This window comes from Ruegeria sp. AM1, assembly GCF_056540745.1.
The window spans coordinates 1-19,891 of the sequence record NZ_JBQFXH010000009.1; the positions used below are offsets into that span (position 1 = coordinate 1).

Annotated in this window: 18 protein-coding genes; 9 read left to right on the forward strand and 9 right to left on the reverse strand. The window is 53.9% G+C overall.

Features of this window, described 5'->3' with window-relative positions:
- Nucleotides 1-143: 143 nt before the first annotated feature.
- The gene (locus tag ACR0I7_RS15755; RefSeq protein WP_480512700.1) at nucleotides 144-353 is read right to left on the reverse strand and encodes an ion channel; all 210 of its coding nucleotides are present in this window, start codon (nucleotides 351-353) and stop codon (nucleotides 144-146) included.
- Nucleotides 354-597: 244 nt separating this feature from the next.
- Between ACR0I7_RS15755 and ACR0I7_RS15760 the strand changes: the two genes are divergently transcribed.
- Together ACR0I7_RS15760 and ACR0I7_RS15765 are read left to right on the forward strand one after the other, a co-directional pair.
- A complete protein-coding gene (locus tag ACR0I7_RS15760) occupies nucleotides 598-1,527 on the forward strand; it encodes an HAD-IIB family hydrolase (RefSeq protein WP_480512702.1) in 930 nt (309 codons plus the stop codon).
- Nucleotides 1,528-1,542: 15 nt separating this feature from the next.
- Nucleotides 1,543-2,763, forward strand: coding sequence for a glycosyltransferase family protein (locus ACR0I7_RS15765; RefSeq protein WP_480512704.1), 1,221 nt, complete (start codon nucleotides 1,543-1,545; stop codon nucleotides 2,761-2,763).
- Here the strand turns inward: ACR0I7_RS15765 and ACR0I7_RS15770 are convergent.
- From ACR0I7_RS15770 to ACR0I7_RS15795, 6 genes are all read right to left on the reverse strand, one after another.
- Nucleotides 2,760-4,508, reverse strand: coding sequence for a sugar phosphorylase (locus ACR0I7_RS15770; RefSeq protein ID WP_480512706.1), 1,749 nt, complete (start codon nucleotides 4,506-4,508; stop codon nucleotides 2,760-2,762). The two genes, ACR0I7_RS15765 and ACR0I7_RS15770, sit on opposite strands and share 4 nt — an antisense overlap.
- A gap of 662 nt (nucleotides 4,509-5,170) precedes the next feature.
- The gene (locus ACR0I7_RS15775) at nucleotides 5,171-8,371 is read right to left on the reverse strand and encodes an endonuclease/exonuclease/phosphatase family protein (protein ID WP_480512708.1); all 3,201 of its coding nucleotides are present in this window, start codon (nucleotides 8,369-8,371) and stop codon (nucleotides 5,171-5,173) included.
- 528 nt (nucleotides 8,372-8,899) lie between these two features.
- Entirely contained in the window at nucleotides 8,900-9,454 is a 555-nt protein-coding gene (locus ACR0I7_RS15780; RefSeq protein ID WP_480512710.1) for an ester cyclase, read from the reverse strand.
- 38 nt (nucleotides 9,455-9,492) lie between these two features.
- Nucleotides 9,493-10,332, reverse strand: coding sequence for an SDR family NAD(P)-dependent oxidoreductase (locus tag ACR0I7_RS15785; protein ID WP_480512711.1), 840 nt, complete (start codon nucleotides 10,330-10,332; stop codon nucleotides 9,493-9,495).
- Nucleotides 10,333-10,465: 133 nt separating this feature from the next.
- Nucleotides 10,466-11,407, reverse strand: a complete 942-nt coding sequence (locus ACR0I7_RS15790; protein WP_480512713.1) for an MBL fold metallo-hydrolase — start codon at nucleotides 11,405-11,407, stop codon at nucleotides 10,466-10,468.
- Between the two features lie 50 nt (nucleotides 11,408-11,457).
- Nucleotides 11,458-12,180 (reverse strand): SDR family oxidoreductase, encoded by a 723-nt coding sequence (locus ACR0I7_RS15795; RefSeq protein WP_480512715.1) that lies wholly within the window; start codon nucleotides 12,178-12,180, stop codon nucleotides 11,458-11,460.
- Between the two features lie 92 nt (nucleotides 12,181-12,272).
- Here ACR0I7_RS15795 and ACR0I7_RS15800 point away from each other — a divergent pair, with 92 nt between their 5' ends.
- From ACR0I7_RS15800 to ACR0I7_RS15815, 4 genes are all read left to right on the forward strand, one after another.
- On the forward strand, nucleotides 12,273-13,253 hold the full coding sequence (locus ACR0I7_RS15800) for an AraC family transcriptional regulator (protein ID WP_480512717.1): 981 nt from the start codon (nucleotides 12,273-12,275) through the stop codon (nucleotides 13,251-13,253).
- Between the two features lie 24 nt (nucleotides 13,254-13,277).
- Nucleotides 13,278-13,583 carry a putative quinol monooxygenase gene (locus ACR0I7_RS15805; protein WP_480512719.1) on the forward strand — a complete coding sequence of 102 codons (306 nt, stop codon included), beginning with the start codon at nucleotides 13,278-13,280 and terminating at the stop codon, nucleotides 13,581-13,583.
- A 97-nt stretch (nucleotides 13,584-13,680) separates the two neighbouring features.
- Nucleotides 13,681-14,502, forward strand: coding sequence for an SDR family NAD(P)-dependent oxidoreductase (locus ACR0I7_RS15810; protein WP_480512720.1), 822 nt, complete (start codon nucleotides 13,681-13,683; stop codon nucleotides 14,500-14,502).
- A gap of 291 nt (nucleotides 14,503-14,793) precedes the next feature.
- The gene (locus tag ACR0I7_RS15815; protein WP_480512722.1) at nucleotides 14,794-15,342 is read left to right on the forward strand and encodes an NADPH-dependent FMN reductase; all 549 of its coding nucleotides are present in this window, start codon (nucleotides 14,794-14,796) and stop codon (nucleotides 15,340-15,342) included.
- 113 nt (nucleotides 15,343-15,455) lie between these two features.
- Here the strand turns inward: ACR0I7_RS15815 and ACR0I7_RS15820 are convergent, their stop codons facing one another.
- Entirely contained in the window at nucleotides 15,456-16,373 is a 918-nt protein-coding gene (locus ACR0I7_RS15820) for a LysR family transcriptional regulator (RefSeq protein ID WP_480512723.1), read from the reverse strand.
- Nucleotides 16,374-16,476: 103 nt separating this feature from the next.
- Here ACR0I7_RS15820 and ACR0I7_RS15825 point away from each other — a divergent pair, with 103 nt between their 5' ends.
- The 3 genes from ACR0I7_RS15825 to ACR0I7_RS15835 are packed head-to-tail and all read left to right on the forward strand — an operon-like array spanning nucleotide 16,477 to nucleotide 18,746.
- A complete protein-coding gene (locus ACR0I7_RS15825; protein WP_480512725.1) occupies nucleotides 16,477-17,415 on the forward strand; it encodes a glutathione S-transferase family protein in 939 nt (312 codons plus the stop codon).
- A 35-nt stretch (nucleotides 17,416-17,450) separates the two neighbouring features.
- A complete protein-coding gene (locus tag ACR0I7_RS15830; protein WP_480512727.1) occupies nucleotides 17,451-18,344 on the forward strand; it encodes a DMT family transporter in 894 nt (297 codons plus the stop codon).
- Between the two features lie 24 nt (nucleotides 18,345-18,368).
- Nucleotides 18,369-18,746: a nuclear transport factor 2 family protein gene (locus ACR0I7_RS15835; protein ID WP_480512729.1), complete on the forward strand. Its 378-nt coding sequence runs from the start codon at nucleotides 18,369-18,371 to the stop codon at nucleotides 18,744-18,746.
- Nucleotides 18,747-18,817: 71 nt separating this feature from the next.
- Here the strand turns inward: ACR0I7_RS15835 and ACR0I7_RS15840 are convergent, their stop codons facing one another.
- Nucleotides 18,818-19,174: a hypothetical protein gene (locus ACR0I7_RS15840; protein ID WP_480512731.1), complete on the reverse strand. Its 357-nt coding sequence runs from the start codon at nucleotides 19,172-19,174 to the stop codon at nucleotides 18,818-18,820.
- Between the last annotated feature and the right edge of the window lie 717 nt (nucleotides 19,175-19,891).

Sequence of the window (19,891 nt, forward strand, 5' to 3'; positions counted from 1 at the left end):
CCTTGATCATTCCAATGATCTGTTCGTCGCTAAATCTGCGTTTCATAGTCCATCCTTTGCTTGGACGGATTACTAACACCTCAATGGCCTGATTTCAGGGGGCTGGGTCACATCGTAAAGACCTTGCCGCCCGGTGTGGTTGGTTAAATATCCCCGTAGCCGACAGTGGACATCGTAATGACCGAGAAATAAGCAGCGTCAAGTACGCTCCAACCCTCAACAAGTACGTAAAATGTGCTGCTCACAACAACCAGCGAGGCGGACATTGCCAGGAGATGGAGGGATCGGCCGTCGAAGATTGCCGCCCCCAACGCCCGGAACAGATTGAAGTAGTTGAGAAGAAAGTTACCCATTGTACCAACGACCTAAGTCGATGTACGAAGGAACTCGGTTTCTTGCCCTTCCTTCTCTTGTCTGCTTTTCAACCACTTTCGAATGTCTGCGAAGTCGAAGTAGATGCCGAGAATGCTGGGGAACACAAAGATTACCAGCAGCGTTGAGGCCAGCAGGCCAAAGGCAATCGCAGCTACCAGCGGAACGAGGACCTGGGCCTAGCAGACCTAGAAAACTCTTGGTTCGGCCCTAAGCCGACCTTGGATGCGGGCCGCCGATGCTGCATTCGCAGCCTGCTTTGCTGACATTCGCTGCGAAGGCGAGCGCTTTTGCAATATCTATGCTACGTACAGTATTTTGTTCTCGAGGTATTGGTTGCGCTTTTTGACAAATGTTCACAAGCTTGGTGTCATGAAGCTTCCAATGCCTTTGCTCGTATTTACTGACCTCGACGGCACTTTACTCTCACACACAAACTACCAATGTGATGCGGCATATCCTGCGCTTAAACGTCTTGAAACGATCGGCGCTGGGGTCGTGATGGCCAGTAGTAAGACCGCACCAGAGATATGTTTATTGCGCGAAAACTTGCGGTTGCAACGTTGGCCGGCAATTGTCGAAAATGGCGCAGGTCTTCTCGAACCTCATGCGCAGGCTGTAGATGATGGTTTTAGTTACACTCAATTACGCGCCACCCTTAACAAAATTTCGGCACCCCTTAGAGCGCAATTCCAAGGGTTTGGTGATATGGATGCCGCACAAGTCGCTGATATAACAGGCCTATCGCTCAATGCAGCCGCTCTTGCGAAAGAGCGCGCGTTTTCAGAGCCCGGGATTTGGTCAGGGGGGCATCAAGAAAAGGCTGAATTCCTAGAAGCACTGAGGACACATGGGATATACGCACGCGAAGGTGGGCGGTTCTTGACTTTGTCATTTGGTGGTACAAAGGCGGATCAGGTTGCACAAATCACAAAAGATTTGGCCCCGCTTCATACGATTGCGCTTGGCGACGCTCCGAATGATATCGAAATACTCGAGGCGGCTGATTTTGGCGTCATCATTGCCAACCCACATCGTCCACCTTTACCTGTTTTGAAAGGTGAAGACATCGGTAAGATTATGCGGACCACACAATCCGGTCCGCAGGCTTGGAACACCGCGATCTTGGCGCATTTGAAGCGACTAAATTTGTGAAGAGGACAAAACTATATGGCGGATTTCCACCAGAACGGAAACATCACCACCCTGCATAACCTGCGGACGCGATCCCTTGATGAACTGACCTATGAACTTGAAACGTTTGCAGCAAACCGCAACATGTCGCTTGTATTGCCGTGCTTGTATTCCGAATTGGAAACCCCTGCGATACCCAACATAGTGGGCGAGCTTGCAAATGTGCCCTACCTTCACCGCATAATCATTGGATTGGACGGTGCAGATGAAGCGCAATATCGCCATGCCAAAGAATTCTTCAAAGATCTAAACCAAAACCATATCGTCATTTGGAACGACAGCCCAAGGATGCTTGCCCTTGGCGCTAAGCTTGTTGAAATGGGGCTGGCTCCGTCTGAACGGGGCAAAGGCAAAAACGTTTGGTCCGCCATTGGGTATCTGATCGCCTGTGAAGACAGTGCGGTAGTGGCTATCCACGATTGCGATATCCTTACTTACACGAATGAGCTACTTGCTCGCCTGATCTATCCGGTAGCAAATGTGAACTTCCCGTATCAACTTGCGAAGGGTTACTATGCGCGCGTTGGCCAGGATCGATTGAACGGGCGCGTGTCCCGTCTGCTTGTCAGCCCTCTCCTTATTGCATTGAAAAAGGTCGTAGGAGATCGTGATTACCTCGATTATCTGCGCAGTTTTCGCTATCCGCTGTCCGGTGAATTTGCCATGCGGACATCAATGTTACCGGATTTGCGCATTCCCTCAGACTGGGGGCTTGAAATTGGTATCCTGTCCGAAGCTTGGCGCAACCTTGCCCCGCGTGCAGTCTGCCAGGTCGAAATTGCCGACCAGTATGACCACAAACATCAAGATCTCAGCGAGGCGGATGCCAATGCAGGCCTTAGCCGTATGTCGACCGACATTTGCAAGGCGATTTTCCGCAAACTGGCCGCGGATGGCACGGTCTTTACACCCAATACATTTCGCACGCTAAAGGCCACGTATTACCGCTCTGCTTTAGATGTGCTTGATGCTTACTACAATGACGCCAAGATGAACGGCCTTTCGGTTGATCGCCACAAAGAAGAGCGTGCAATTGAGCTTTTTGCCGAGAACATTATGCGGGCTGGCCAATTTTTTTTAGATAACCCACATGAAACGCCATTCATCCCAACATGGAACCGCGTACACTCAGCGGATCCTGGTTTCCTCGCAGAACTGCGAGCAGCCGCTGCAGCCGATGAGGCTGAATATACCTAGCTGCGATTGGTGATCCACATGCACTGATAGGGGGCGACTGTGATCTCGGATGCCTTGGTATCGACACTGGTGTCGCTTAGCAGGTCAATCCAGAGCTGATCTTCGATCAAATTCAGGGATGCAGCAGAAATTGTGACGGATGCATCGCTGACATTATGCAACGCAAAAATAGATTGCCCGCGATCAAGGCTTTGGCGCCAGATGCCGTACACTCGGTCATCACCCATGTTTACGGTGAACTGTGTCGCGTTAGGATGAAATGCTGCTTGTTTTTGGCGAATTCTCAAACGTTTAGACAGCTCTGACATCACTCTTGCCTGAGGTGTAGCGGGATCATTCAGCAGTTCACGCAGGCTCGGGTAGTCCCAACGGTGGCGGTTGATCGCGCGGCTCATCCCACGATGTGCGACACTGTCATGATCGTTGGGTGTGGCCAGCATCGCGTGAATGTAGAATGCCGGTATTCCCTCTAGCGACATGACAATTGTCTGCGAGCAGATAAAACGCTCGTGATGACGATCGTCTGCTCCGGCAAAAGTCCGTGACATCGCGTCGTAGAAGGTCGTGTTTAGCTCGTATGGGCTTTCGCTACCATCAGGAAGAGCGCGCATGGATACCAACCCGCCAATCTCTTTGACGGTTTCGATCACTCGCTGTTTTTCATCTTGGGGCAACAGTCCTTCGGCAGGGCGCATCCCAATGCCGTCGTGACTTGCAGTAAAGTTCAGGTAGGCACAGCCCATAGGTGCGGGCGGCATTGCGCGCTGCCAGCGCCGAAGGTATTCGGCATTCCCTGACATCATAGCATGCAGAATAAGAGGTGGCAGCGGGAAGTTATAGATCGCATGGGCTTCGTCACCATCGCCGAAATAGCTGAGGTTCTCTGCCTTTGGCACATTGGTTTCCGTCAGCAAAATGATCTTTTCGGTCGCAAAATCACACAACAACCGCATTAGTTTGATCACGGTATGAGTCTGCGGCAGATGGATCGACGGCGAACCAATTTCTTTCCACAAAAACGCAACCGCATCGAGCCGGATAATCTGCACTCCGTTGTCAACATGAAGTCGGATGATCCGCAAAAATTCCAACAAGACTTCGGGATTGCGGAAGTCTAAGTCAATTTGGTCATGGCTAAAGGTACACCAGACATGGCGCGCACCATTGCTTGTCTCGACCTTTTGAAGCAATGGGGTCGTGCGCGGACGAACGACTTCACGAAGGTCATCCTTTGGCGATGCTTCGAAGAAAAACTTGTCGTAGGGAGTTTGGCCTTGGCGGTAGGCATTAAACCAACTCCCCTGACTGGATACGTGGTTCAGGACAAGATCGGACATCAAATTGAAATCATCAGCGATCCGATTGATGTCAGCCCAGTCGCCAAGCTGTGGATTAACAGTGCGAAAGTCCGACACGGCAAAACCGTCGTCGGACGTGTAGGGGAAAAACGGCAAGATATGTACGGAGTTCAGCGTACCATCCAGATAAGTCCCTAAGAAATCCGAGAGAAGATCAAGCGGCTTATGCGCCCCATCGACGATTGAGTTGCCATAGGTGATCAGCAACGCATCTTTTTGCGACCACAGCGTATTTCCGGGAACGCGTGCCCGTCGACGTCGGTCTGAACCCTTCGGCCAAAAGGCGTCTATGACCTTACTGGAGAGAATATCTCGGTCAAATTCAGGATATATTTGCTGAACAAGTGCCGAAATTTTCGGACCAATAGAACCTGCGGGATCTTTCATAGAAATTCAACTCACATATCTTCGACCACGCACCAAAGCCTAACAATCGGCACCCAGTTTTGCGAGATTATATATCCTCATAGTGGGACGTCGGCCAACGTCTCTCGGCTAAAATCTACATCATTATGAAATTAAGGCGGCTCACTAGATACCCATGCCAGTTGTTTGTGCAAGGCGAAGTCTGTCCGACGGGTGCGGAATTGAAAAAAGGCTGTCCCTTGGCCGGTCCACTACCAAAACTCGCGCTTTTTTAGAAAGCTGAGGTCTTCGCAATGCAAAAAATCGTCTACTTTGGGCTCACTGCGGACCTCGGAGCCTGTGCTGCATCATTCGTAATGTACCGTCTTGCCCTGCGGTATTCGGCCCAAAGGAGACATTCAGCCGCTACCGGTGATGCTGCGGCGCGGCCCGTCAAACCTGCCATTCGATGCGGTAGAGAAATCGCAAGACAGGCGAACTCACAAAATGCGTACCATCCTGACCTTCGAAACTCGGACGCTAACCGGCCGAACACATCATTGGGCCAAAAGTCCATCGCAGTGACATAATTCTCTTGCGCTGCAGGAGCCAGCTATACACCCTTTAGGCCGCATCGCGATACAGCAATGCGGCCGTCGAAGCTTCTGTTTTCATAGTGCACAAGAAGCTTGTGCGACTTAACGCTACGCGATCAGGTTGTGATCAATCACCTCAAAGGCAAATTCATCGACCGTAAACATAGTGTCACCGCTTGCGGTCAGCTCCACCGCGTCAAAACTCGTGCGGCCCAATGAACCTTGGAAATCACCGTCGGCGGCGTCCGAAATCAGCATACCCACAAGCTCTCCGTCATCGTAGAACGCAACCTCCACTTCGCCATTGCCATGACTCTCGCCGAAGCTAAAGATGAACTCCACCGCCTCAAGATCCGCGTCCTCCAACGCGATCATCAAGCTTTCGTCCCCGTCAATTAAACTAGCTTTGCGTCCGAAGATCGGATCGTCAAAGGAAAAGACACCAATCGCGCCATGCTTGATGGCGATAAACTCGAAATTGGTCGGATCAATCGCATCCACCTTAATACCAACATCCGAAAACTGAAGACTTTTGCGCACTGGACCAAGCCGGTCGACATCAACAACTTCGCCATCAATGCTCTCAAATGCCGTGGTTCTGAACCACCGATCCGCCTCGAACTCGACCGCCAGATTCTGTGTGTCGGGCAGAAACAGGCTGGTCAACATCGGATCATGATCCGACGCACGCGCGCTGGTTGCGGCAAATTCCGAATTGACATGGACAATGTCCACCAATGCGCCCGAATGCAAACCCTCGGAGACCAGAATATGGTCCAACGACTGGCTGTTTCCCTGAAACTCGAAGGTATAGCGCTCGTCTTCCGGGATATCGTTTGTCAGGTTGACGAGGCTGGTGTTGCTTTCAAGGTCTGCAACAGGCGAAACAAATTCGAACTCGTTGAAGTCACCCAAAACGACCGCATTGGCCCCAGCACCAAGACCGTTGACAAAGTCCTGCACCGCCTGACTCTGAGCCTGACGTTCATCCAGGCTGCCATTCACCGTGACATCTTCCTGTCGCGTGGTGAAATCTTGTTCGGCCCCCAGAATGGGCGCTGATCCGCCTTTCGAGGAGAAGTGGTTGTTAACCACCGTGACAGTCTCACCGTTGAAGACAAAATCAGCGACAAGCGGCAGGCGCGCGCCCTCAAACGCTTCGCCCAGACCTTGACCACTGATCGTCTGCACCGAATCTTCCACCAGCGTCACGCGGTCAGGGTTATAGAGGAAAGCTGTGCGGATATTACCACCAGGCTGACCGCCCGAGGTGCCATCGCCGATAAACGTGTTGTCGATCACCTCATAGGCCGGACCACCCGCTGCAACGATTGCAGCCGCCAGTTCCGCCAGGGTTTCGGCCGCCGAAACGGTTCCGTCATTGGCTGACCCGGAATTGTCTTGCACCTCTTGCAGACCAACGATGTCGGGGCTGCCCAAGTTGTTGGTGATCTGCGTGGCAATGGCGCCGAACCGACCATCGGCCACATCCTGATCACCGTCGTCATCATTGGGATCGAGGTTAAGCACATTGTATGTAGCAATTGTCAATTCATTGGCCGACCCGGCAATGTCGGTCGATTCCGGTTCCAATCCGGCGGATTGGATGTTCGGGGTAAAATCCTCTGTCGGCAGGATTTCGAAGTTTCCGAAACTGTATCCAACCACGCCCGTGACGTCGCCGAGAAGATCACCAACGTTTACGGTCGGGAAGTCAAAGTCGAAAATCCCACTGTCTTCGTCGATCTGGATTTTTTCGGGGTTAAAGTCATCTGGAGAGATATTCAGTGTACCGCGCTCGGAAAGACCCGTGGCACCGCTGCCCTGATCGGTAACGGCAAAAATCTCGCCAAACCGGCTGGTTCCGCTGACGGCTTGCAGATCGGTCGCCGTCACACGCATCCCTTCGAGGCTTTCGAAGAAGTCGATACCATCCTGAGTCGGGTCGAATGAAGCGAAGGCGTCATCGTCGATACTCTTGTTCGGAACCGCCCGTTCGCCCGGATCATTGCCGATGAGAATCGCATCTGGCAGGGCGTTGCCCGAGGACTGGACCTCAAGATCGAACACGTTCGTCAACTGAGTCGTTGACAGGTTCCCACTGGCTGTACCGCCGGGGAAAAACTCGGCAACTGTTCCGCCGACCGAAACAGCATCTCCGACCGTCACATTTGGGCTGGACCCAGTGAACACGAATATCGCGTCGGAAGTGGCATTATCACCGTCGCCATCCGGGTCCTGTAAGTAAAACCCGTTAGAATCCACTGCCGTGACAATGCCGCTGGTCGAAACCAAGTCGCCCAAAACGTTCGATGTACCTGCGGGGAGGGTCTCGAAAAACTCAGCAACGGTCTGCCCTTCGGCTAGAACAAATTCTGACACATGACCCGCGCCCTGAATCTCGTAGATTGCCACGATTTCGATGTCGCTGGCCGAGATCGACACTTCGACAACAGGGGCCAGGAGGCCGTCATATGCCGGATCATCGGATGTGACAGTGTGCTGGATATCCGCGATCTCTGCCGCCTCTGGAAGGTCATCATCCACTGCGGTGACGGCCACCTGCTGCGGCTTATCGAAATTGGTCGCATCGAACACAAGTTCGGCTGGTACGACATCCAGATCAGCGCCCACCGTGATGGTAATTGTTACTGGCTGCGTAGGTGCAACAGACAATGTGACTTCGTATGTATCCGCCATACCTCCTTCGTCAGCGACAAGATCCAAGTCGTTGATGATGACTGAGGGCGACGGCGTGGCATCCGTGACAGTGAAACTCGCCGGTTCGATATCATCGATTCGTGAATTATCGGTCACCCAGTTTGCCGAGTTGTTGATGGCTGCCTGTAGCTCAACCTTGGTGCCTGTAAGCGGGCCATTGTAAACTCCGTTGTCGGTCTCGGGAATAGCCACAGCGCTGGTACCCACAGCCAGACCCGTCGGCAGGGCCGAAGTGTTTGAAGAAGTTGCGTCGGCTTCATAACCAGTGCCGTTGAAATGAACCGACGCAACAAAAGATGGCGTGGTTTCGTTCCCCTGATAGGCATGTATCTGATCCCCGCTTGCCGAGAAGGATGGCCCTGAGAAAGCGGGATTAATTACAGTTCCCGCCACGATATTTGCGGGTGCCGTCCAGACAAATACACCTTCAGTAGCTCGGAAACCGCCCATTGTGAGCCAGCCATTGTCAGTAAATCTGATCTCAGTCCCGGCTTCGATGTCGGTCAGGACAACGAAAGTGAACTCATCAGGGTTGTCAGAATTGAACCCGGTAAACGCAATGTCGCCAGCAGCTAAAACGGTCGTCATGTCAGTCCCTCTTTATAGATAAGAAAAAAGGAAGCGGCCTGCGTGAGCCTCGCCGCAACACAACTCAAGGTAGCTCACGCTGGAGAGTTTAGTTAAAAAGTTGTGTGCAATCGACCAATACGGCGGAGCTTTGCCGCTGGGTGTTCATAGGGCCGCTGCTCACAAAAACCACTGGTGAGAATCGCAGTGTTTAAGCAGCTTGAAGTGCAGCCGATACTTTGTTGGAGTTCATTTTTTTCGCCAAGAATAGACCTTCAATATGGCGGCAACCTCAATCCCGGCTTTTAACCAAGTTTCGCGCATTGATTGCGATAGAAATGAACATAGTAGCCCAAACCAGTCGCTCAAACGTGCCAAACGGCCCTAAGCGGACCTTTGGCCTGCCTTCACGATACCGCGGAGCGGTCCGACATTCGCTGCAACTGCAAATACCGAGCCATCGCGAACTCACAGATCGCGGGACAAAGCGGGCCTAAGGACGCTTGCGCCGAAGGTCCGCTTGTTCACGCTAGGCCAAGTCCGAGCGTGTTACTGTCCAAGCAACCCCAGCTGGAAAAAGATGCTCAGGATGTCTTCCGCGAACCAGGCTTCAGCAATTTTGCCGTCCCTGATGCGATAGAACGCCATACCGTCCCATTTCGCCCGCTTACCTGTCGGCTCATATCCCATGAAAGCCGCGGAGTTCGTGCCGCTGTTGGTGAAACGGTCGATCACCAGATCATCGCCGATGGCATGGATTTCCTCGATCTCCAGATGCATCTCGGTGAACGCGGTGCCGGCTGTTGCGCGGACAAGATCCATGTAAGCGTCGATACCATGGTACTCACCCAGGCTGCCGCCGCGCCAAACCATATCATCATGCCAATAGTTGGGAATGGCATCGATGTTGCCGCCGTTGACAACCTCAGCGACGAAGTTGCGGATCAGCGTGATGTTCTCATGCTCGACACACTCGGTTGCGCCTTCAGGGCATCCGGTCATGCTGACAGTGTTTTCGGCATAGGCGGGCAGCACGGACCAGGAGAGGGCCAGTGCGGTGATGGCAACCGCAATGCGGCTGCCCAAAGTCAAACGTTTGGTCATGACGACCTCCTTTGTTCCATGGGATTCGGGATGAGCACTCAGGCGGCGGCTTCGTCGTAGTTCACCGACGTTGACACCGAGCGCCATTCCTCATCCGTCTTGGCAAGCGCGTCCGCAAAGGCACCTGCATACTGAACGGCATCCGCGCCAATCAGCAGCTCGGCCGGAATGTCGTCACGCCCTGCAAGGTCGACAAGAACCTTGGAGACTTTGACCGGATCAATGGGCTGGTTGCCGGACATCTGGCGGAGGATGTTTGCAAAAGCGCCCACTGTCTGCTGATAGGGTTCGCTGACCGCCGGGATTTCCATGGAAGAGCCCGCCCAATCTGTCCGCATCGCGCCCGGTTCAATGGTGCAGACCTTGATCCCAAAAGGAGCCACTTCCTGCGCATACCCAAGGGAGAAACCACGTACCGCGAACTTCGCGGCCTGATAGGCTGTCAAGCCAGGTGAAGCCATCCGCGCGCCAACGGACGCAATCTGGAAGACAACGCCGTTACCCTGCTTGCGCATGATGGGTGTCGCCGCTTTGGTGACATAGACCGTTCCAAAGAAGTTGGTCTGCATCTGCTCCTCAAAATCTTTGAGTGTGATGTCTTCAACGGAAGCGGTGTTGCCGTAACCTGCGTTGTTCACAACAACGTCGATCCGTCCAAAATGATCAGCTGCCGTGTTGACCGCAGCTTCCACTGCCTCAGCGTCGTTTACGTCCAGAGCCAACGCCAAAAGGTTTTCGCCGTGCTTCTGTTTCAGATCGCTCAGCTGTTCCGGCTTGCGTGCCGTCGCGACAACCGAATGCCCTGCGGCCAGCGCAACTTCGACAAGATCACGACCGAGACCGCGCGAACTGCCTGTGATGAACCATACCTGTGTCATGATGTTTTCCTTTGCTTAAGAGGTGAATGATGGATCCCGCGGTGACCGCAAAACCCGGTTGTCTGGCCACCAGAATCTGGGGCCGTGGCTGGGATGGCTTTGGCGACTTCAAAGCCATCCGGCATTTCCGTGTTCAGAAAAATTCCCGTTCCTCAGCGACCCAGCGGTAACCCTCGCCAGACCGCTCAACGGTTCCGGCTCCGGGGAATGGAAGATGCATGCCGAGGATCCGCTCCTGGTCTGCGACGACCTGATCCAGAACTATCTTACGGGTCTCCCGCGCCTGATCCCGATCGATATCAAACAGGATCGAGACATCCGGATAAGCGAGCTGGATCACCGGCTGGTGGATAATGTCCGAGACGACAAAGAGACGCGCGCCTGTGCTTTCGATCACGCATCCCACATGCCCGGGTGTGTGACCGAACAGAGGCACCGCTGATATGCCCGGCAATGGCAGGTCTTCCGCAGTGAACAGTTCCAGCCGATCGCCCGTTGCCGCAACCACGGCCTGAGCGAGATCGAACTGGGATTGCATTTCAGCTACGGGAGCTGTCCCTTTGATCCAGAAGTCATATTCGTTCTGGTGCAGCAAAACGCGCGCATTGGGGTAGAGGGTTGATCCATCTTCTGCGAGCAGTCCGGCAGCATGGTCGGCATGCAGGTGGGTCAGCAGAATATCCGTTATCTCATCAGGATTGTATCCCGCCGCAATCAGTGCTGCATGGGTATGCCCAAGAGTTGGTCCCATGGCCTGGTTGGTTCCCGCGTCGATCATGATCTTCCGCGCGCCGGTATCCACGAGGTAAGCATTCACATCTGTCTGACGAGCCCCTGCGCCCCGCCCGCTTGCAGCAAGCGTGGCGTCATAGGTTTCGGTATCAATCCCCTGAAGGATTTGGTTCTCAGGCGTAATGATATCGATATAGCCATCTGACAGCGCGGTGAGCGTGTAATCGCCAACCTTCAGGCGTTGCACGCCTGCCACCTGACCAATCGATTGCGCCAACGACACAGCAGGCAACCCCGAAAGGGCCAGGCTGCCACCAGCCAGCAAAAACTCCCTACGTTTCATTGTCCACTCCATGTTTTCAAAACTCATGTGATCGCTGTTTCATGCGCCGGTCAGCCGGTGACAGCGCCACCATCCGTCACAAATTCGGACCCGGTGGAGTAGCTGGCTTCGGTCAGCATGAAGCGCACCATGCGGGCAACCTCATCCAGCTCGCCGTAGCGCGGGAGAGGCAGATTATTGACCAGCTCGTTACCGGCCTGAGCTGTGAGAGGGGTGCGAATGGGCCCGGGATGCAGGGACAAAACGCGAATGTTGTCGGGGGCAAGATCAAGGGCGGCAGCCTTGGTGAGACCCCGCAATCCCCACTTGGCGGTCACATAGGGCGCAATGCCTGTGTATCCTTTGAGGCCAGCTGTTGAGGAGGTGTTGACTATGATCCCCTCCCCGGCACGACGCATGGCGGGAACGGCTGTGTGAATTCCCAGGAAACAGCTTGTCAGATCTACATCAATAACTTTGCGGAAGTTCTCCGGAGTCGTGTCCTGCACACCGCCAGCGGTGACGATCCCGGCATTGTTGAAGAGTGCGTTGAGCTTGCCAAAGCTGCCTTCGGCCTCTGCCACCGCATCAGACCAATCAGTTTCAGAGGTCACATCGAGTTGGCGGAATGTCACATTGGCTCCAAACTCCTGCGCCAGGGCCTCGCCTTCTTCCTGCAAAATATCAGTGATCATCACCTTGGCACCGTCGGCGGCAAGCAACCGTGCGACAGCGGCTCCAATGCCCCGCGCACCGCCGGTGATGAGAATGGAAAGGTCGGATGGTTTGAGCATAGCAATTCCTCCTGTTGACTATGATCTGAGGGATCCAACCGTGTTACGGCGTCCGTCTGTTTTGAGAGGTAGGGCCTGCCGAACTGAGCCGCTTGCACATTCCTGCAAAGCTCTTGCCCATTTCTCCAATACTTCCCACATGGGGCTTAACAGTAGCGGTTGTGCCGCTAACTTGGTTTTCAGAAAGCGAGGTTCAGCGCATGTCGGCTCTTGTTCAAAAAACACTCGAATATGTTGACTATTGTCGGTTCCGGGATGGTATCTTTGAAACGCCCGTGCCCGGTATGCTGGTTGCGGCGCATCGGGGTTCAACCCTGATCGAAACCCATATCTATGAACCCGTGGTTTGCCCGATCTTGCAAGGGCGCAAGGAGATCTGGCTCGGAGATCAATACGCTTCCACCGGTCCCGGCCAATCGCTCATCGTCAGCCATTGCCTGCCAATCAAGTCTCAGGTCATCGATGCAACGCCTGATGAACCCTATATCGCCCTCACACAGACCATCGATCTGGAGGTCATTCGCGGACTGATTGAGGAGATAGGAGACAGCAACATCCCGTATGATCATCCGCAAGCGATGAGTGTGTCAGAAACGGATGCACATCTGGCGGATGCCATGCTGCGGGCATTCGATCTCACTATGAAACCGGACGACATTCCCGTGATGGCACCGCTCATCCAGCGGGAGATACACTTTCGTCTGTTGAGAGCACGGCACGGCGGCATGTTGCGGGAGTTACTGAACTTTGACAGCTCCGCCAGCCGCGTGTCCGAAGCGGTAAACCGGATCAGGGACCAATACAGGGAACAGATTTCCGTCACCGATCTGGCCCGCGACGTGGGCATGAGCCCGTCATCCTTCCATATGCACTTCAAATCCGTAACGGCACAGACGCCGCTGCAGTATCAAAAAGAGCTTCGCCTGCTGGAAGCCAGACGTCTTTTGATCGAGTCGTCGCGCTCGGTTTCAACGATCGCGTTTGACGTTGGCTACGAAAGCGCCAGCCAGTTCTCAAGGGAGTTTTCCCGCAAGTTTGGAGCGCCCCCGACACGGATCGCGGCGCACGCCTGATCGAACATTTTGAAAGGACGTACCATGACCATCACCGTGATGATCACGCTGGACCTGAAGCCGGAATTTGCTGCTGACCTGCATCAGATAATCAACGAAGTGGTCGGAGAGACCGCCGAGTTCGAAGGCTTTGAAAGCATATCCTATCATCAGGACATGGAAGATCCGACAAACTTCATCGTCTGGGAGCAGTGGGAGTCCCGTGCGGCCTGGGACAAATACCTCGCATGGCGTCATTCCACGACGATGTTCAATGACGTCGAACACATGATGAATGGTCCTTCAACAACCACTTATCTGACCGAAGTCAAAACAAAGCTCTCAGCTTAACCCAAACTAAAACGGCCGTGCCGGGATCGGCACCAATCGCCTGCGACTTCGTGGGCCAGGGACGCTCGTGTCCAAAAAACATGAGGAGGAGAAAGATATGAAAGACTTCAACGGAAAAACAGTTGTCATCACCGGGGGCGCGACGGGCATCGGGTTTGCCCTCGCCAAAGCCTTTGGGAAAGAGGGTGCCAAACTGGTGATCGCATCCAGGCGTGATATTCAGGTGGCAAAGGCGGTCGATGACCTGAAAACCATGGGATACGATGTCCACGGAACAACCTGCGATGTCTCCAACTACGCGGATGTGGAAAAACTGGCGGATTTCGCATGGCAGACGTATGGACGCGCTGACGTCCTGATCAACAATGCCGGGGTTTCACAGTCACAGGCAGATGTGATCGACACCGATTTGGAGACGACACGCCAGGTGTTCAACGTCAACTATTTCGGCGTAGTAAATGGTATTCATGTGTTTGGACAACGGTTCCGGGCAGAAGGCAAACCCTGTGCGATCTATACGGTCGGATCCGAAAACAGCATCTTCAATGGTGTGCCGAAACTCTATGCCTATGTCTCCGCAAAACATGCACTGTGCGGTCTGATGACAGCGCTGCGTGAAGAAGCACCGGACTTTATGGATGTCTCGCTGTTGCTACCTGGCTTTGTGACGTCTGAAATGTCGTCAGCCATGTCCGGCGGGATGCCTGCGGATGACTATGCCAACATGGTGTTGCCGCAGCTCAAGGAGAACAATTTCTATGTAGTGTCTCACTCGGCAGGTGCTGCACGGGTTCACGCGGTTTGGAATGAGATCGGCGAAGCCTTCACACAATATGCGCCGCGCTTTGATGGCGACGAGAAATGGGATGTGCGCAGGATTGCGGCCCAGAGTGCAAAACCGCTCGTGCGCGAAGTATGATGTCTTTCGGATTACCCTTGTGCCGCTCATCCATCACAGGATCTGCTTTGTTATCTGCACAAGAGATCGTCACCCAATGGATTGAAATTCCGCGCCGCTGATTGATCAGGTAACAGTGCGGTGTGGCATTTCAGGCCGCATGCTACTGTCTCTTCAGCCTGACAGATCCAGTCACCTCCGTTGCTTAGAAGCGCTGAATTGCAGTATGGTTGGGATTTGCTAGAACCTATGGCCTGAGCGTGTCAAATAGACACCGTAAGTAGCCAATTCGATAGATTGAAAGCCACCGTTATGCAGTTTCTCGCCATATCCGGCAGCGGTCGGCGTGCTTCGACCAACACGGCGATGCTTCGTGCTGTTTCAGACATTGCACATCCCGCACATGACGTTGAGGTGTTTTCCGGGGTGGCTGACCTGCCGGTTTTCTCACCTGACAAAGAGGACACCCCACTGCCTGTTCAAGTTCAGCGGTTTGTAGATCTTGTGCAAGCGTGCGACGGTCTCATTGTGGCGAGCCCGGAATATGTTCGATCCATTCCAGGAGGTGTCAAGAATGCGATTGACTGGTTGGTCTCACGGGACGAACTGATTGGGAAACCCATAGTGCTCATGCACGCCTCTCATCGGGGCGAAGACATGCTGACACAGCTTCGGCTCGTGATGGGAACGGTAAGCGAACGCTTCAATGAAAACCTGTTTTTGCGCTTCAGCCTTATCGGCTGCACGCCTGATGAGATCTCGGCAAGGTTATATGAGGACCTAAACCGAGAAGCGGTAATGGCTTTTCTTCAACAGTTTGCCCAGTTCGCAGAGGGAGAGCCTATTCCTGCGTTGGCTTAGACATTTGACGCGATTTACTGTGTGACGAAGCCAGATGCCCTCACCACGCATCAATCCAAAACGACTGAGCGCGCGCTGTATATCCCAACTGCGGCTGCCCCAGAGACTGGCCCCTACAGCGCTATGGCCTGATCCCAGGCGGCAACAGGGCCGCCCAGTCGCTGAACAAGGTGATCAGTAAACGCCCGCACCTTGGCCGGCACATGCGCGCGTTCAGGGAAGATGGCATAGAGCGCCTGTTCAGGAAGCGCATAGTCGGGCAACAGCCTGACGAGCTGTCTTGATCGAATATGGGGGTTTGCGACAAAGGTCGGCAGTCGGCCAACACCCAGACCATCCATCAGGGCCCTGCATAGGGCTTCGCTGTTGTTGATCCCAAGCGTGCCTTTGGTTTTGACTACAATTTCCCCATTCGGGCCAGAGAAGGTCCATTCCTTTGGATCGCGCGAATAGGTGTAGTGAAGACAGTTATGATCAAGCAGATCGTCCGGCTGTTGAGGGGTTCCGTGAGCCTTGAGATACCCCGGTGAGGCCACGATGACGCTTCGGATATCTGCCAACCGACGTGCGATGAGGGACGAATCCGACAAGTGACCTGCGCGGATGGCCATATCGAACCCCGCATCGACAAGGTCGACAACCCGATCATCCATCACAAGGTCCAGCGTGATGTCCGGATAGGATTGCAAAAACTCAGCGATCAGCGGTGCCACATGCAGGATGCCAAAAGATACAGGTGCACAGACGCGCAACTGCCCGGATGGCTTGCCTTGAAGGGCGGTAACAGCGTCTTCCGCCTCCTGGGCCGAGCCGACCACCTGCTGAGCAAAAACAAGATAGATCTCGCCAGCCACCGTCAGCGACATGGTTCTGGTAGACCGGTGAAACAGCCGGGTTCCAAGGTGTGCCTCAAGATTTGAGATGCGTTTGCTGACGGCCGAGTTCGTCAGGCCGAGCTGACGCGCCGCCGCAGCAAACCCTCCGGTTTCCACGACTTTCACAAAGACAGGGATGGCGGAGATCTCATTCATGGCAATCTTCATTAGTGAGTGAAACTATCTTATGAAGTTCCAGAATAGCCCATTATCAATTTTCGGGAAGCATTTATTTTGATCTCAACGAAAGGAGAGGTCGATGCCCAAAATGCTTATCAATAGTGTTCTGTCTGACAAGCCGCCCCAATCGGATGGTCAGTTCAAACGGATCCCGAGCCGGTTTCGCGATCAGATCGAAGCGAACCCGACAGCAAAGTTTCCCGCGGAGCGGGGCCGCTATCATCTGTATTTGTCAAAAGCCTGCCCTTGGTGCCATGGCGTCGAGCTGGTGTTGGCTCTGAAGGGCCTGACAGATACGTTTACCTACACCTGGATGGACCCGATCTCATCGGAAGATGGTTGGGTCATCGGCCAATCTCAGACCGTGCCGCAAGACGAGTTCTTATATGAAGTCTATCTGCGCGCGGATCCGCGCTACACCGGCTCCATCTCTGTTCCAATCCTCTTGGACAAGAAAAGCGGGGCAATTGTCAGCAACGAGTCCGCGGATATCATGCGGTTGCTGAATTCAGCCTTCTTTGAGCAGGGGGCGAATGACTGGGATCTCTACCCATCAGATCAGGCAGCCGAAATCGACCGGATCACCGACATGATCCAGGCCCCCATTCGGAACGGAGTCTATCGCGCCGGATTTGCCACCTCGCAGGAAGCCTATTGTGACGCAGTTTACCGGCTGTTCGATGGACTGGAAGACATCGAAAAACTGCTTGCCGAAAGGACCTATCTGGCCGGCGATCTTCTGACCGAAGTTGATCTGAAGCTGTTTCCAACGCTGGTCCGGTTTGATCCGGTCTATGTCACGCATTTCAAAACAGACCGGAAGCGTATCGCCGACTATCCGCATCTGACCCGATTCATGAACATGATCCTGTCCATTCCAGGCGTCGCGGACACCATCGATATGGACCACATCCGCGCGCACTACTTCCGTAGCCACCGGCACATCAACCCCACCGGGATCATCTCCATCGGGCCCGTTTCCGGTTTAACAGCACAAGCATTCAGGGAAGCCGTCTGATGTCTCTCTTTGCACAACTTCGAGCACCAACGGTTTTGATCATTGCGATCGGAGGCCTTGTTGGTGTGAGTTTTACGCTCTCCAAAGTGGCTGCCAATGCCGGAGCCGCCCCGTTTGGGGCCCTCTTCTGGCAGTTGCTTGTGGCAACCGTCATTCTGTTGATTGTTAATGGCGTGACGAGGCGACGTCTGAAGCTGCCCCCCCAGTACCTCTTCTATTACGTCGGAGCGGGGATTTTTGGGATCAGTGCGCCAGCCTTGATCGGCTACATCGTCCTTGGGCATGTTTCGGCAGGGCTGTTCTCTGCATTCGTGACGCTTTCCCCGCTGTTTACCTTCGCGATTTCGTCCGCGGTCGAGCGCCAAATGCTGCCGATGTACCGGCTGGTCGGCATTTTGATCGGACTGGCGGGTGTCAGCCTCGTCACATTCGCCGGATTCGATCTGTCCGACACTGCAACTTACTGGGTGTTTCTTGCGGCATTGGGCCCGCTCAGTCTGGCAATGGGCAACGTCTTCAGAAGCCGCGCCTATCCCATAGGCGGTGATCCAATGGTTTTGGCTGCAGGCGCACTCCTATCCCAGCTCGTGTTGATACTCCCTGTCATGTTCTTCGTAACAGGAGATATCAGCGTGATGCCAATCGCGACAGGTCCGCAGCTTGCGATCATGGGCGTCGGGCTGATCACGGCGGTCACTTATGTGCTCACATTTGAGGTTCAAAAACGCACGGATGGGGTCGGGTTTTCTCAGGTGGGCTATTTCGCAACGCTGTCCGGGATAGGGGTCGGTGCGCTGGCCTTCGGGGAAACACTAAGGCCCGAGCTTCTGATTTCACTATGTGTCCTGTTTCTGGGGCTGGCCATCTCAAACGGACAGATCAAACCATCTGACTGGATTGCCCGTCTTAAACCACGCTTCACGAATTAAGTCCCTAACCAGAAGGAAAATGACATGCAGATCGTTGCAGAAAACACGACAGACTTTACGCCCCTGATCGCCGAACTCTACACGGCCGTCGACAAGATGGATGCGGAAGGTGTGGTGAGCTTTGCCTCAGAAGACGTGACTTTCAAGCTAGGGAACTTTGACCTGCTCAGAGGCCGCCAGCCCGTTACGGAGGCAAACGCTTCCTTCTTCAAAACCATCAAAGCCATGCGCCATACGATCACAGGTATCTGGCAGAGCGGGCACACCGCGTTTTGCGACGGGACCGTGCGTTACACACGCAAGGACGGCACCGAGCATGAAGTGCCGTTTGCGACCCGTCTAAAAATCGACGAGGGCAAGGTCACCGACTACCGGGTTTACGTCGATATCTCCGGCCTCTGAGCTTCAAACCAAGATCGAAGCCGCCCTTTGAAATTCAGGGGCGGTTTCTGACAAGGTGAAAATGTTCGTGCTCAATTCAGAAAATCGTAGGTCACGTCAACCACATCTGTGATGGTTACCTCCCCATCGGAGGTGATTGTTGGCTGTTTCGCATTCTCGACAAAGAAGACACAGGTTACCATATCGTGCGCAACCTGCGCCAATCCCGGCAGTTCGACATCAAAAGGCGTATAAATCAGAAACGCGCGATCCAGGGGCAGCGAGGTATCAAGCTTACTCTCTCCAGTCCCGTAGGCTTCAAAGGTCCCAGGAGCTGCATCGCGCCCTCCGAAGGCCGCCTCCAGCTTGCCTTGAGGGTCTTCATCTTCATCATCTATCACCGAAAAATATGGATCAATGTAGAGTGTGATTAACTCTCTGAAATCCAATGACTTAGAATATCCGGAATAGGAAATCCTCTTTTAGCAAAGAGCGAGCCATTTAAAATTTTGCAACCCTGGTTCTTGCGCAATGCCGGCTTTGATAATCGCTGCGGCGTGGGAATCTGAGTCTTCCAAGCCATGAATGGCCGCTTTTCTGAATTTGGCTCTCCGTCCGAGCAGGTGCAGCGAATGACCGCTTTCCGCCCATTCTTTAGAAAAGCAAAGTGTTCTGGCACAAAAAGTAACGGCGCAGCCAGCTCCGCCGCACTTGTTTTGGGGCCAGCAGGATTTGGACAAGCCAAACGCCTCTGGCCGTCAGGGGTAAGACGCTGCCTTCCCCCTCGGGCAACCCTATTAGACAACACCGTGTCCTCGGCTGAGCCTGCGGGCCGCACCACTATTGTCGAATAGCATTGCCTCGCCCCCATCCGCGTTCGCCACGTGGCAGATCAGCAGGAACAGGCGCCTTCGGCGTCTGATATGCAAATCAGCCCTGATTTCCCAAAAGGGAAGTCAGGATCATTGAAATCGGTCTAGGTGCTAGATGAAGGACGTGAGGCGAAAATGGCAAGGTTCTGTCGCTGGTGGCAGAACTATGTGTCGCCTGACACAGGAAATGTGGAACGTCACTGATCTTTGACTCAATCGGCCGCCAAAACATCAAGAAACGAACAAATCGCGTCATTCAATTCTGACCCAAACGTCAAGCATTTCTGACCCAGC

What these genes read in the sequence shown, in the direction of transcription:
- ACR0I7_RS15785 (WP_480512711.1), bottom strand. Translation starts at nt 10,332, where the DNA reads ATGACACAGGTATGGTTCATCACAGGCAGTTCGCGCGGTCTCGGTCGT.
- ACR0I7_RS15825 (WP_480512725.1), top strand. Translation starts at nt 16,477, where the DNA reads ATGCCCAAAATGCTTATCAATAGTGTTCTGTCTGACAAGCCGCCCCAA.
- ACR0I7_RS15775 (WP_480512708.1), bottom strand. Translation starts at nt 8,371, where the DNA reads ATGACGACCGTTTTAGCTGCTGGCGACATTGCGTTTACCGGGTTCAAT.
- ACR0I7_RS15790 (WP_480512713.1), bottom strand. Translation starts at nt 11,407, where the DNA reads ATGAAACGTAGGGAGTTTTTGCTGGCTGGTGGCAGCCTGGCCCTTTCG.
- ACR0I7_RS15805 (WP_480512719.1), top strand. Translation starts at nt 13,278, where the DNA reads ATGACCATCACCGTGATGATCACGCTGGACCTGAAGCCGGAATTTGCT.
- ACR0I7_RS15835 (WP_480512729.1), top strand. Translation starts at nt 18,369, where the DNA reads ATGCAGATCGTTGCAGAAAACACGACAGACTTTACGCCCCTGATCGCC.
- ACR0I7_RS15810 (WP_480512720.1), top strand. Translation starts at nt 13,681, where the DNA reads ATGAAAGACTTCAACGGAAAAACAGTTGTCATCACCGGGGGCGCGACG.
- ACR0I7_RS15815 (WP_480512722.1), top strand. Translation starts at nt 14,794, where the DNA reads ATGCAGTTTCTCGCCATATCCGGCAGCGGTCGGCGTGCTTCGACCAAC.
- ACR0I7_RS15765 (WP_480512704.1), top strand. Translation starts at nt 1,543, where the DNA reads ATGGCGGATTTCCACCAGAACGGAAACATCACCACCCTGCATAACCTG.
- ACR0I7_RS15780 (WP_480512710.1), bottom strand. Translation starts at nt 9,454, where the DNA reads ATGACCAAACGTTTGACTTTGGGCAGCCGCATTGCGGTTGCCATCACC.
- ACR0I7_RS15795 (WP_480512715.1), bottom strand. Translation starts at nt 12,180, where the DNA reads ATGCTCAAACCATCCGACCTTTCCATTCTCATCACCGGCGGTGCGCGG.
- ACR0I7_RS15755 (WP_480512700.1), bottom strand. Translation starts at nt 353, where the DNA reads ATGGGTAACTTTCTTCTCAACTACTTCAATCTGTTCCGGGCGTTGGGG.
- ACR0I7_RS15770 (WP_480512706.1), bottom strand. Translation starts at nt 4,508, where the DNA reads ATGAAAGATCCCGCAGGTTCTATTGGTCCGAAAATTTCGGCACTTGTT.
- ACR0I7_RS15760 (WP_480512702.1), top strand. Translation starts at nt 598, where the DNA reads ATGCGGGCCGCCGATGCTGCATTCGCAGCCTGCTTTGCTGACATTCGC.
- ACR0I7_RS15820 (WP_480512723.1), bottom strand. Translation starts at nt 16,373, where the DNA reads ATGAATGAGATCTCCGCCATCCCTGTCTTTGTGAAAGTCGTGGAAACC.